The sequence below is a fragment of the Actinoplanes utahensis genome (assembly GCF_016862455.1).
Lineage (GTDB): Bacteria > Actinomycetota > Actinomycetes > Mycobacteriales > Micromonosporaceae > Actinoplanes > Actinoplanes utahensis.
On record NZ_BOMZ01000035.1, the window covers coordinates 75,782 to 88,411 of the forward strand.

Here is a 12,630-nt window from a genome sequence, read left to right on the forward strand (position 1 = left end):
GTGGGACACGGGCGGGGCGGCCGGGGATCAGCGGCCGCCGACCGCCGCGTAGGCGTCGACGATGCCGTACCCGTAGAAGCCGTTGAACTGCTTCGAACCCTCACAGAGCGCGTCGAACTCCGCCGGACGGCCCTCGTTGGCGTAGCTCACCAGACGCGGCTCCGGGCAGGCCTGCTCGGCCGCGGTCCGGTAGAGCTGCCTCTCGACCACGTCCGGGGACAGGGTCGTGCCGCCCCGGCGGAAGTCGGGGTAGCCGTACCGGCTGACGATCAGCGCGGCGACACCGGACGCGTGCGGGGCCGCCATCGAGGTGCCCTGCAGGTACGTGTAGTAGCCGCACTTGCCGGCCGCGGTGCAGTCCTTGAACACGGTGCCCTCGCCGGCCGGGAGGATGTTGCCGGCCGCGTCCACCAGGTTCTGCTCCTGCAGCACCTTCAGCGGATAGGTGGACAGGATCCGGTTGGCCGGGCTGTTGTAGTCCGGCGTGCCGAAGTAGTCCCGGGCGAAGCCACCCGGCGCGGCGACCGAGATCTGCTCCAGGCCGTAGTTGGAGAAGTCGGACTTGCGCTTCGACGGCCCGATCGACGAGACGCCGATGACGTGCGGGCCCTCGGCGGGCAGGTCCCAGCAGGTCTTGTTGTCGATCGGCCGCGGGTACGGATCGGCGCCGTAGTCCGGGCTGGAGATGTCGGTCCGCGGCTTGCCCAGGTCCTCGTGGTTGTTGCCGAGCGCGCCGACCAGCGTGACGCCCTTACGGTGCGCGTACACCAGGGCCCGCTTCAGACCGGCGATGATGGCCCGCTGTTCGGCCTGGTCCTCGGCGCTGTCGGCCGGGTTGGCCGTGCAGTTGTAGAGCCACGGGTCGACGTAGAAGGACATGTTGACGACGTCCAGTCCGGCGTCGGCCGCGTGGGTCAGGGCGTTGACCACCGGGTCCAGGAAGAAGTAGCCGGAGTCCTGGCCACCCTTGAGCTCGACCAGCGTGACGTCCGGCGCGACACCGGAGACACCGACGCCGTTGACCGCGGCGCCGATCGTGCCGGCGACGTGGGTGCCGTGCCCGTTGTCGTCGGTACCGACCGGGTCGAGGCAGCCGGCCACCTCGCACGGGCCGTCGACGTCGGTCATGTCCGGCGCGAAGTTGCGGGACAGCCGCGCGCTGAAGTGCGGCGCGAGGTCCGGGTTCGAGGCGTCCAGGCCGGTGTCCAGGATGCCGACGGTGACACCGCGGTCACCGGACTCGATCTTGCGCGCCTTGTCGGCACGGATCATCGCGAGGCCCCAGAGCTTGGCGTCGAGCGGGTCCAGCTTCGCCGGGCCGCCCTTGCCGCCCGAGCCGCCACGCGGCCCGGTGAGGTCCAGCTTCTCGATGCCCTTGGGCGCGTGACCGACGGCCTTGCGCTCGCTCGCGCCGATCAGATCGGCGGAGGCCGTGGCCTTCGCCTGGAAGCGGGCGTCGGACGAACTGACCCGGTAGACGCCGACCGCGTCGTTGCCGCTGACGATCGTGCCGCCGGCGGCCTTGATGGCGGCCGCCGCCTCCGCCGCGGAGACCCCCTCCTCGGCCACGACCGTGTAGTCGGCCGCGCTACCTGGCTCCGCAACGGCGGAACCGGGTGGCGCGGCCAAGAAAGCCAGACCCGTCGCGGTGGCGACAGCCCCGGCGATGAGGCGTCTTCTCATGGAATGCGCTCCTCCCGAAGTGACTAGGAGGCATCCCATCGAGAATCTTCGCCCAAGACAAGGTCAATGACGGTCTATTTACATCCCGGGGTAATCATCCGAAACAGTCTATGGCCGTGTCATACGGAGCACATCGAGCGCGGTGTCCAGCTGCTCCTCGGTGAGTTTGCCGGAGGCGACGTGACCGCGATCGATCACCACCTCGCGGATCGAGCGGCCGGAGGCGAGGGCCTGCTTCGCGATCGCGGCGGCCTCGTCGTACCCCAGGTAGCGGTTGAGCGGGGTGACGATCGACGGCGAGCCCTCCGCGTACCCCCGGGTGATCTCCTCGTCCGCCTCCAGTCCGGCCACGCACCGGTCGGCGAACAGCCGGGACACCGCGGCCAGCAGCCGGATCGACTCCAGCACGTTGCGGGCCATCACCGGCAGCATCACGTTGAGCTCGAAGTCACCCTGGGTGCCGGCGAACGCCACTGTCGCGTCGTTGCCGATGACCTGGGCGGCGACCTGGCGGACCGCCTCGGGCACCACCGGGTTCACCTTGCCCGGCATGATCGACGAGCCCGGCTGGAGATCGGGCAGGCGCAGCTCGCGCAGGCCGGCCCGGGGCCCGGAACCCATCCAGCGGATGTCGTTGGCGATCTTGTAGAGCCCGGCGGCCACCACCCGGAGCTGGCCGGACACCTCGACCAGGGCGTCCCGGGCACCCTGCGCCTCGAAGTGGTCGCGGGCCTCGGTCAGCGGCAGCCCGGTCTCCTCGGCCAGCAGCCGGATCACCGCCGGGGCGAAACCGGGCGGCGTGTTCACCCCGGTGCCGACCGCGGTACCGCCGAGGGGCAGCTCACCGAGCCGGGGCAGGGTGGCCTGGAGGCGCTCGACGCCGGTGGTGACCTGACGGGCGTACCCGGAGAACTCCTGACCCAGGGTGACCGGCGTGGCGTCCATCAAATGGGTCCGCCCGCTCTTGACGATCTCGGCGAAGTCGGCGGACTTGGCGCTCAGCACCGACGCGAGATGCGCCAGGGCCGGGATCAGGTCGTGGGTGACCGCCTCGGTGGCGGCCAGATGGATCGAGGACGGGAAGACGTCGTTCGACGACTGCGAGGCGTTGACGTGATCGTTCGGGTGCACCGGGCGGCCCAGGTCGCGACCGGCCAGGGTGGCGATGACCTCGTTGGCGTTCATGTTCGACGAGGTGCCGGAGCCGGTCTGGAACACGTCGACCGGGAACTGGTCGTCATAGCCGCCGTCGGCCACGTGCGCGGCGGCGGTCGCGATCGACTCGGCCAGGTCCTTCTCCAGGACGCCGAGGTTCGCGTTGACCCTGGCCGCCGCACCCTTGATCCGGGCCAGCGCCCGGATGTGGGTCGGCTCCAGGCCGCGGCCGGAGATCGGGAAGTTCTCCACCGCTCGCTGTGTCTGGGCCCGCCAGAGCGCCGCGGCCGGCACTCGTACCTCGCCCATGGTGTCGCGTTCGATCCGGAAGCCGTTCTCGTCAGTCGTCACCCGACCATCCTCTCTCGACCCCCGCGCGGACGCAGCCGGACCGGCGCGGCCGGGCCGGCAAGAGCGGAACGACAGAGAATCGATAGCGACCTACGGCAATGTCTGCGCCATCGCCGCCTCGTCACCAATGCTTCCAAAGAGCGCCCCCAGCCGGTCGGCGGGGCGGCCAGGCTCTCAACGGGGGAGGTACAGCCCGCTCGCTCTCACCCGCGAGCGGGCTGTTCGTATTTCCCGGGCTCACACGAAGTTGGACGGGACTGGATTCGTTACGTACCGTCGTCGGGGTTCGAACGACCCCCCGCACGAGACGACCCCCCGACGAAGAGGATCCTGTGATGCGACGCGTGATTCTGGCCGTGTTCGCGGGCGGCACGCTGCTGACCGCCGGCGCCTGCGGAGACGACCCGAAACCGGCCCAGTTCGCCGGTCCGGCCACCACCGCCGCCTCCGCCCCGACCGAGTCGGTCGTCCCGTCGGCCTCGGTCTCCCCGTCGTTCGACTACACGGCGGACAACAACAAAGTCTGCAAGCGCCTCGACACCACGATCAGCTTCGGCGACTTCGGGGCCGCCCTGGGCAAGATGATCGCCAACAAGGAGGCGAAGCAGACCGCCGACGCGGAGAAGGCCGAGACCGCCGCCGCGACAGCGCTCAAGACCGTCGCCACCAAGATCCGCAAGGAAGCCGCGGCGGCGAAGGACCCGCAGCTCAAGCAGGCCGCCGTGGCCACCGCGGCGAAGATCGAGGCGAGCGCGAAGAACCGCGACTACCTCGAGTCGGTCAAGACCACCAAGGATCTGAACACCCCGCTGAAGGAGCAGATCAACGCGTGGCTCGCCCCGGTGTCGGGCTACTGCGGCACGGTGCCGGCCCTGCCGGACGCGACCACACCGGCCCCGTCCGGCTCCGTCAGCGTCGCCCCGTCCGCCAGCCTGGCCTCATAGAAAGGCCGAAACCGGTCCCGGCCTCATAGAAAGGCCGAAACCGGTCCCGGCCTCATGACGAGGCCGGGACTCACGGCTTGGCGGCGATCTGGAAGACGCTCTTGGGCTTGATCACCTCGGCGAAGAAGTCGTTGCCCTTGTCGTCGACCACGATGAAGGCCGGGAAGTCCTCGACCTCGATCTTCCAGACCGCCTCCATGCCGAGCTCGGGGAACTCGAGCACCTCGACGTGACGGATGCAGTCCTGGGCGAGCCGGGCCGCCGGGCCGCCGATCGAGCCCAGGTAGAAGCCGCCGTAGGTCTGGCAGGCGTCGGTGACCTGCTTCGACCGGTTGCCCTTGGCGAGCATCACCATCGAGCCGCCGGCCGCCTGGAACTTCTCCACGTACGAGTCCATCCGGCCGGCCGTGGTCGGGCCGAACGAGCCGGACGCGTACCCCTCCGGGGTCTTGGCCGGGCCGGCGTAGTAGACCGCGTGGTCGCGCATGTACTGCGGCATCGGCTGGCCGGCGTCGATCCGCTCCGCGATCTTGGCGTGCGCGATGTCCCGGGCCACCACCAGCGGCCCGGTCAGCGACAGCCGGGTCTTCACCGGGTACTTCGACAGCTCCGCGCGGATCTCGGCCATCGGCCGGTTCAGGTCGACCCGGACCACCTGCTCGGACTCCAGGTGCTCGTCGGTCACGTCGGGCAGGTAGCGGGCCGGGTCGGTCTCCAGCCGCTCCAGCCACACGCCGGATGGGGTGATCTTGGCGACCGCCTGGCGGTCCGCCGAGCAGGAGACCGCGATCGCGACCGGGCAGGACGCGCCGTGCCGGGGCAGGCGGACCACCCGCACGTCGTGGCAGAAGTACCGCCCGCCGAACTGGGCGCCGATGCCGAAGTCCCGGGTCAGCTCCAGCACCGCGGCCTCCAGCTCCAGGTCGCGGAAGCCGTGCGCCAGCATGCTGCCCGAGGTGGGCAGGTTGTCCAGGTACTTCGCGGAGGCCAGCTTCGCGGTCTTCAGCGCGTGCTCGGCGCTGGTGCCGCCGATCACCACGGCCAGGTGGTACGGCGGACAGGCGGACGTGCCGATCAGGCGCAGCTTCTCGTCCAGGAACTGCATCATCCGCTGCGGGTTCAGCAGCGCCTTCGTCTCCTGGTAGAGGTACGACTTGTTGGCCGAGCCGCCGCCCTTGGCCATGAAGAGGAACTTGTACGCGTCCGGGTGACCACCCGGGTCCTCGGCGTAGAGCTCGATCTGCGCCGGCAGGTTGGTGCCGGTGTTCTTCTCATCCCACATGGTGATCGGGGCGAGCTGCGAATACCGCAGGTTGAGCCGGGTGTACGCCTGGTAGACGCCGAGCGCGATGGCCGCCTCGTCGGCGCCGTCGGTCAGCACGTGCCGCCCGCGCTTGCCCATCACGATCGCGGTGCCGGTGTCCTGGCACATCGGCAGCACCCCGCCGGCCGCGATGTTCGCGTTGCGCAGCAGGTCCAGCGCGACGAACCGGTCGTTCGGCGACGCCTTCGGGTCGTCGATGATCGAGCGCAGCTGAGCCAGGTGGGCGGGCCGCAGGTAGTGCGCGATGTCGTGCATCGCCTCAGCCGTGAGCTGGGTGAGCGCGGCCGGCTCGACGGTCAGGAACCGCCGCCCGCCCGGGCCCTCGACGACATCCACACCCTCGTCCGTGACCAGCCGGTACTCGGTCTGGTCCTCGCCGGTCGGGAGGAGCGGCGAGTACCTGAAATCGGCGCTGGAGCTCATGAGCGGAAAGCCTAGGCCAGCCGAGCGGCGGGATGCGAACCCCTCCCCGGTGCCGCGCCTTTCAGGCGAACGGCACGTAGGCCATCTCACGGCCGACGACGAGGATCATGCCGTCCGGGCCCACGGCGAAGACCTTCGCTTCGGTACGCACATCGGCACGGACCGCCCCGGACCCGGGCGCGAGCGCGGTCACCCGGCCCTTCGAGGCCACGATCGCGGCGTACGGGGTGAGCGCCGCCCCCGCCTCCGCCCGGCCGTCCTGCCGCCACACCACCTTGTCCTTGGTGAACGAGTACCCCCGGACCGAATCACCCTTACGGATCACGGCGTACGTGTCGTCGACCGTCAGCACCGACGACTCCTTGTCGCCGTACCAGAGGTTGCGCCCGTCGTACCCGTTGATCAGCACCTCCCGCCCGTACGGGTCGACGCCGAGCACCACGTTGTAGCCACCGGCCGGGTCGTGTTCCTGCTCGCAGTTGGACCCGTTGTCGGCGGTCCGCAGGTTGAGCCCGTCGCGCCGCCACACCACCCGGCCGCCCACCGGGTCGCCACCGGTCACGCCGTAGTAGCAGGTGCCGTCCTCGGCCGTGCCGGTGACCGTGAGGACCCGCCCGCCGACCACCGCGACCCGCTGGTCCCGGGCCGGCCGGATGGTCTGCACCAGCCGCCCGCCGGCCGTGTCGATCACCCGGATCTCGCCGTCGTGCGGGAGCCCGAGCAGTCCGGGCAGCGCCGGCGGCCCGGCCACGTCGTCGTCCACGTCCCCGGAGATGAGCCGGCGGGTGTCCGGGAGGTCGGGGTTGGCCGCGTCCAGGACGAATCCGAGACTGCCGGCGCTGACGGTCCACAGCTGCTTGCCGGAGCGCGGGTCCCAGGCGGTGAGCCGGCACTCGTCCCCGCCCGAGCAGGACAGGTCGACGATCGCGTCCTGGTACGTCCAGACCGCCGAGGCGCCGGTGTCGGCCCGCCGGACCGCGCCGGTGGCCGGGTCGAGGACCTGATAGCCCTTGGTCAGCAGGCGGCCGGTGACCACGACGGCGTTGGCGCCCTTGCCGGCGACGGCGGCCCAGTCGGCGTCCGACGACCACAGTTTCACGGCGGCGGTCAGGCCGTACGCCTCGACCGAGGTCCGGTATTCGACGATCACCGCGTCCCCGGCGATGGCGACACTCTGCGGCGACCCGCCGAGGGACTGCTGCCACCGGGTGTTCGGCGCGATCGGCCCGCTCGCGTTGATCCATGACCAGAGCTGGGGAAACGGGTTCCACACGTTGGTCGTGGCCAGCACGGTGATCACGACCGCGGTGGCGGCGACCAGCGTGAATCCTTTCCAGGAACCGCCTCCGGAGGCCATGCGGGCAGGGTAATGACCTTCGATAACGGAAGCGCCCAGGGCGGAAAGTCCGTGTCGGGGGTTTATGGGCGACTTGCCGAGCGGACCAGGGGCACCGTGCGGTACGGGATGAGCTCCGCCAGCGCGATGATGGTGTGCGCCCGGCCGATCCCCTCGTAGCCCACGATCTGATCGATCACCCGCTGCAGGTCGGCGTTGGACCGGGCCACGATCCGGCACATGATGTCCCCGCCGCCGGTGATCGTGTGCGCCTCCAGGACCTCGGGAATCTCCGCGAGGTGCCCGGCGACGGCGTCGTGGCCGTACCGTTGAATGATCTCCAAAGTCACGAAGCTGGTGACCCCGAAACCGATCGCGGCAGGCTGAACCTCGGGCCCGAAACCCTTGATCGCGCCCCGCGCGATCAGCTTGTCCAGCCGCGCCTGGACCGTGCCGCGCGCCACCGCCAGCCGCCGGGAGAGCTCCAGCACACCGATCCGCGGCTCGGCCGCGAGCATCGAGATCAACCGCGCGTCGAGCGGATCCAGCTGGACAGTCTGCTCACCCATGGGCCTTCTGTATCACACTGATTGCGCAGGGTGCCCGGCCGATGACACGACTGTTGCCACCTGTGACACTGTGATCAGGGAAGTGTCAGGCTGTCGTGGTAAAGGTTTGCACATGAGTTCCGTTTCCGCGGGTTGGTACAAGGACCCGGCCGACACCAGTACCCAGCGTTACTGGGACGGTGAGGGCTGGGTGGGCAAGGCCATCCCGGCGGACGCCGTGCCACCGGACGGCCCTCCCCCGGCCGAGCCCGAACCCCCCGCCGCCGAGGCCGCTCCCCCCGTTCCGGCGCCTCAGCCCGCTCCCGTCCCGGCCGGCCCGCCGCCGGGCTGGGCCCCGCAGCCCCCGCCGCCGCCCGGCTGGCAACCCCCGCCCGGCATGCAACCGCCCCCCGGGTGGCAACCACCGTCCGGCCTGCAGCCGCCCCCCGGCTGGCAGCCGGCGCCCGGCGCGCAGCCCATGCACGCCCACCCCTATCCGTACCCGATGCCGATGCCCGAGGCCCGGCCGCACGGCATGGCGCTGGCCGGGCTGGGCCGCCGGCTCACCGCCCGGCTCATCGACATCGCCGCCGTGCTGCTGCTCAACGTGGTCGTCAACGGCTACTTCGTGTACCTGTATCTGCAGGACTTCTGGCCGATCTTCACCGCGGCCTGGGAGCAGGCCATGGCCGGCAGCACCCAGCCGGTCATGCAGCAGGGCACCCCGCGGATGTCGACGCTGTCGGTCGCGATCGTCATGATCGCCACGCTGCTCTGGCTGGTCTACGAGGCGCCGTCGATCGCCGGCAGCGGACAGACCCTCGGCAAACGGATCATGGGTATCAAGGTCGTCGCGATGGAACGGACCGGCGAGCTCGGCTTCGCCCGGGCGTTCACCCGCTGGGCCCGGCTCGGCATGTGGACCCTCTTCTGGTGGTGCTGCGTGGGCCTGATCGTCCAGTTCCTGTACTCGTTGTCGCCCCTGTTCGACTCCCGCCTGCGACAGGCCTGGCACGACAAGGCGGCCGGCACCGTCGTGGTCGCCGTGCCGCCCGGCACGAAACCGACCGTCGAGACCGCCACCCGCGGCGACAACCCCGGAGGACCGCAATGACCCGGCTGACCCGCGCCGACCTGGACGCGCTGCCCAACTACGTACCCGGCCGCAGTGTCGCCGACCTCGTCCGCGAACTGGGCATCGCCGAGGCGGTCAAGCTGGCCAGCAACGAGGTGCCGTACGGTCCGCTCCCCGGCGTGGTCGAGGCGGTCACCGAGGCGGTCCGGGCCGTCCACCGGTACCCCGACATGGGCGTGACCGAGCTGCGCGACCGGATCGGCGCCTGGCTCGGCGTGGACCCGGCCCGGGTGGTGACCGGCTGCGGGTCGGTGGCGCTCGCCGAGATCCTGGTCAAGGCCACCTGCCTGCCCGGCGACGAGGTGGTCTACTCGTGGCGGTCCTTCGAGGCGTACCCGATCATCGCCGCCGGAGCCGGCGCCACCAGCGTCCGGGTGCCGAACACCGCGGCGCACGGGCACGACCTGACCGCCATCGCCGAGGCGATCACCGACCGGACCCGGCTGGTCTTCGTCTGCAACCCGAACAACCCGACCGGCACGTTCCTGCGCAAGGCCGAGCTGGACCGGTTCCTCGCCGAGGTGCCGTCGGATGTGCTGGTGGTGCTCGACGAGGCGTACCGGGAGTTCGTCACCGACGAGACCGTCCCGGACGGTCTGGCCGTCTACGGCGACCGGCCCAACGTCGTGGTGCTGCGCACCATGAGCAAGGCGTGGGGCCTGGCCGGGCTGCGGATGGGTTACCTGGTCGCCCAGCCCGAGGTCGCCGCCGCCGTCCGCAAGGTCGTCACCCCGTTCTCCACCAGCCTGGTCGCGCAGGCGGCGGCGCTCGCCGCCCTCGACGCCGAGGAGGAGGTCCGCCGCCGCTGCGCCCTGGTGGTCGCCGAGCGGGACCGGGTCACCGAGGCGCTGCGCAAGCTCGCCGTCGACGTGCCGGACAGCCAGGCCAACTTCGTCTGGCTGCCGCTCGGCGAGAAGACCGCCGCGTTCGCCTCCGCCTGCGAGAACCGGGGCGTGATCGTCCGCGCCTTCCACCCCGAGGGCGCCCGCGTCACCATCGGCACCCCCGAGGAGAACGACCTCTTCCTTCAGGCCGCCGAGGCGGCTCTGGCCTGAACCCTTTCCCGGTACGCCGTCGGCCGGCCCCCACCGGAGCCGGTCAGGCGGCCGCCGCTTTCTCGAGCCGATCGTGGTCCTCGGCGCTGATCCGGTGTGGGAAGACCGCCGGGGACAGCGCGATGATCACGGTCGCGGCCAGTGCCATGCCGCCGGCCAGCAGCGGGAGAGTGCCGAGGTGGCCGGTGGTGACGAGGCGTTCGCCCAGGAAGGCGCCGCCGCCGATGCCGATCTGGAACGCCACCACGTAAACGGCCGAGGCGGCGTCGCGGGCGGCCGGCGCGACCCGCAGCGCGGCGGTCGACAGGAACACCGGGATCGCGGTGAAGGCGCCGCCCCAGAGCAGGGTGCACACGATCGTCGGGATCGGGCCGAGCACCGGCGCCAGCATCACCACGGCGAGGGCCACGGTCGCGGCCAGGCCGATCACCAGCGGGCCGGGACGGTGGTCCACGAAACGCCGCACCACGAAGTTGGCGGCCAGGCCGACCGCGCCGTACCCGAGCAGCAGCGCGCTCAGCGCCGCTCCGTCGAGCCCGGCATCCCGGCGGACCAGCGGCGCGATGTACGTGTACGCCGCGAAGTGCCCCACCACCAGCACCATCGTGACCAGGCAGAGCCGGGCCACCGAGCCGTTACGCAGAATCGTGATCGCGTTGCGCATCCGCTGCCCGGTCCGGGTCTCCAGGTCCCGGGGCAGGGCCGGCAGTTTTGGCAGCACGGCCAGCAGCAGCGCCACACAGATCGCCCCGGCGACGGCGAAGAACCCGACCGCGGTCCGCCAGCCGAGCCACTGGCCGAGCGCGGTGCCGGCCGGCACGCCCAGCACGATGGCCAGCGAGTTCCCGACGAAGACCATGGCGGTGGCGCGTCCGCCCTGACCGGGTGGCGCGAGCCGGAGGATGATCGGCGCGATCACCGACCAGAACACCCCGTGCGCCAGGGCGCAGATGAGCCGGGACAGCATCAGGATGGCGAAGGTGGGCGCGATCGCGGCGGCCGCCTGCGAGACGGCGAACACCGCTACCGTGACGGCGATCAGCGTGTGCCGGGGCACCCGCATGGTCAGCGCGGTGAGCGGGATGGTGCTCAGGGCGGCGACCACGGCATAACTGGTCAGCAACAGGCCGACCTGTGCCTCGGTGACGTCGAGGTCGGCGGCGATCTCCGGCAGGAGACCGACGGGCAGGGTTTCGGCGGCGACGTAGCAGAAGGTGGAGGTGCCGAGGACGACGAGCGCCGGGCGGTTGAGCTTCACCCCCACACAATAAACTCCGCGATAGAGCATAAGAAGGAGGAATCCTGGTGACGACGCGCTCGACCGAACTGCTCCGGGTGGTGCACCGGCACCCCGGCGTCACCCGCGCCGACGCCGCCCGGCTGCTCGGCATCGGCACCGGCGCGGCCACCGAGCTCGTCACCAAGCTCAGCCGGGCCGCCCTGCTCACCCAGGCGCCCGCCGCGCCCAGCGGTGCCCGCGGCCGTCCCACCACCGTCCTGCTGCCGCACCCCGGCGGACCACTCGTGCTCGCGCTGGCGATCACCCAAGAGGCCTGGCGTCTCGACGTGGTCGAACTGGGCGGAGCCACCCTCGCCTCGCGGTCCGACCGGCACCACCACGCGCGGTGGGCCGAGGTCCGCGATTCCGTCGCGGCCGCGATCAAGGACCTTCTCGCCCGGTACGGGGACCGGCTGCGCGCCATCGGCATCTCCGTCCCCGGACCGGTGTCCCGCAGCCTGCGCCTGGAAGCGTTCAAGTCCGACTGGCACGACATCGACCTGACCGGACTGTGGCCGGAAGCCGGCCTGCTCGTGGCCGGCAACGACGCCACCCTCGCCGCCACCGCCGAGCACCGCCGGGGCGCCGCGGCCGGCGCCACCGTCGCCCTGCACCTGCGCATCGAAGACGGCCTGGGCGGCGCCGTCGTCGAGAACGGCCGCCCGGTCATCGGCGCCCGCAACGCCGCGGGCGAGTTCGGTCACATGCCGTTCGGCGACCCCACGATCGCCTGCGCCTGCGGCGCCCACGGCTGCTGGGGTACGGCAGTCAGCGGCACCGCCATGGCCCGCCTCCTCGGCGACCCCCCACCCCGCGACCCCGTCACCTACGCCCGCCGCGTGATCGCCACCGCCACCCGCGCCCGTACCTCCCAGCCCACCCACCGGCACCCACCCACCGAACCCGCACCCCACGACGTAACCCCGAGCTGGGAAGCGGGCGAAGGACGGGCCGGCCTCCGAACGTCGGTCGCCAGCACCGCACCCGGCTCTCCGCCGCGCGGCGAGGTGGTCAGTCCCTACAGCTCGGGCGAGGCCGGGCCGGACACCGACCCGGACGCGGCCGTCGAAGCCGTCCGGGCGGTCGGCGCCGCGCTCGGCCGGGGCATTGCGGGCCTGGTCAACGCCCTCGACGCCGACCTGGTCACGCTCGGCGGGATCGGACCCGACCTGCTGGCCGCGGTCCCGGAGACGATCCACGCCGCTTACCTGGACGGCCTCATGCTGATCCACCGGCCGGCCCCGCCCCCGGTACTGGCGGCCGCCCTGCCCGACGACGAGGGCCCGATCGCCGGCGCCGCCGAGGAGGCCTGGTCCGCGCTGCTCCCCCTCCTGGCGTGAGAGAAGCAGACCCGGCTGGTTCTCACGGCTGTCTCAACGCCCGCGAGACAACCGTGA

At 71.5% G+C, this 12,630-nt stretch carries 10 protein-coding genes; 4 read left to right on the top strand and 6 right to left on the bottom strand.

What is annotated here, in order from left to right:
* Positions 1-27: 27 nt before the first annotated feature.
* Both Aut01nite_RS12080 and Aut01nite_RS12085 read right to left on the bottom strand, forming a co-directional pair.
* Positions 28-1,683, bottom strand: a complete 1,656-nt coding sequence (locus Aut01nite_RS12080; RefSeq protein ID WP_043533130.1) for a S8 family serine peptidase — start codon at positions 1,681-1,683, stop codon at positions 28-30.
* Between the two features lie 108 nt (positions 1,684-1,791).
* Positions 1,792-3,189, bottom strand: coding sequence for a class II fumarate hydratase (locus tag Aut01nite_RS12085; protein ID WP_043533129.1), 1,398 nt, complete (start codon positions 3,187-3,189; stop codon positions 1,792-1,794).
* A gap of 335 nt (positions 3,190-3,524) precedes the next feature.
* Here Aut01nite_RS12085 and Aut01nite_RS12090 point away from each other — a divergent pair, with 335 nt between their 5' ends.
* Positions 3,525-4,133 (top strand): hypothetical protein, encoded by a 609-nt coding sequence (locus Aut01nite_RS12090; protein WP_063958892.1) that lies wholly within the window; start codon positions 3,525-3,527, stop codon positions 4,131-4,133.
* Positions 4,134-4,203: 70 nt separating this feature from the next.
* On the opposite strand, the gene Aut01nite_RS12095 is transcribed toward Aut01nite_RS12090, so the two are convergent.
* The 3 genes from Aut01nite_RS12095 to Aut01nite_RS12105 form a co-directional block, all read right to left on the bottom strand.
* Positions 4,204-5,880 carry a fumarate hydratase gene (locus Aut01nite_RS12095; RefSeq protein ID WP_043533128.1) on the bottom strand — a complete coding sequence of 559 codons (1,677 nt, stop codon included), beginning with the start codon at positions 5,878-5,880 and terminating at the stop codon, positions 4,204-4,206.
* Between the two features lie 61 nt (positions 5,881-5,941).
* Complete coding sequence (locus tag Aut01nite_RS12100; RefSeq protein ID WP_052164594.1) at positions 5,942-7,237, bottom strand: PQQ-binding-like beta-propeller repeat protein; 1,296 nt, start codon at positions 7,235-7,237, stop codon at positions 5,942-5,944.
* Between the two features lie 62 nt (positions 7,238-7,299).
* Positions 7,300-7,785: an Lrp/AsnC family transcriptional regulator gene (locus tag Aut01nite_RS12105; RefSeq protein ID WP_043533127.1), complete on the bottom strand. Its 486-nt coding sequence runs from the start codon at positions 7,783-7,785 to the stop codon at positions 7,300-7,302.
* Positions 7,786-7,897: 112 nt separating this feature from the next.
* Here Aut01nite_RS12105 and Aut01nite_RS12110 point away from each other — a divergent pair, with 112 nt between their 5' ends.
* Together Aut01nite_RS12110 and hisC are read left to right on the top strand one after the other, a co-directional pair.
* Positions 7,898-8,878: an RDD family protein gene (locus tag Aut01nite_RS12110; protein WP_043533126.1), complete on the top strand. Its 981-nt coding sequence runs from the start codon at positions 7,898-7,900 to the stop codon at positions 8,876-8,878.
* Positions 8,875-9,954 (top strand): histidinol-phosphate transaminase, encoded by a 1,080-nt coding sequence (gene hisC, locus Aut01nite_RS12115; protein WP_043533125.1) that lies wholly within the window; start codon positions 8,875-8,877, stop codon positions 9,952-9,954. Before Aut01nite_RS12110 ends, hisC begins: the two co-directional genes overlap by 4 nt.
* A 43-nt stretch (positions 9,955-9,997) precedes the next feature.
* On the opposite strand, the gene Aut01nite_RS12120 is transcribed toward hisC, so the two are convergent.
* Entirely contained in the window at positions 9,998-11,212 is a 1,215-nt protein-coding gene (locus Aut01nite_RS12120; RefSeq protein ID WP_236643179.1) for an MFS transporter, read from the bottom strand.
* A 47-nt stretch (positions 11,213-11,259) separates the two neighbouring features.
* On the opposite strand from Aut01nite_RS12120, the gene Aut01nite_RS12125 reads away from it, so the two are divergent.
* Positions 11,260-12,573, top strand: a complete 1,314-nt coding sequence (locus Aut01nite_RS12125; protein ID WP_043533124.1) for an ROK family transcriptional regulator — start codon at positions 11,260-11,262, stop codon at positions 12,571-12,573.
* Positions 12,574-12,630 lie beyond the last annotated feature (57 nt).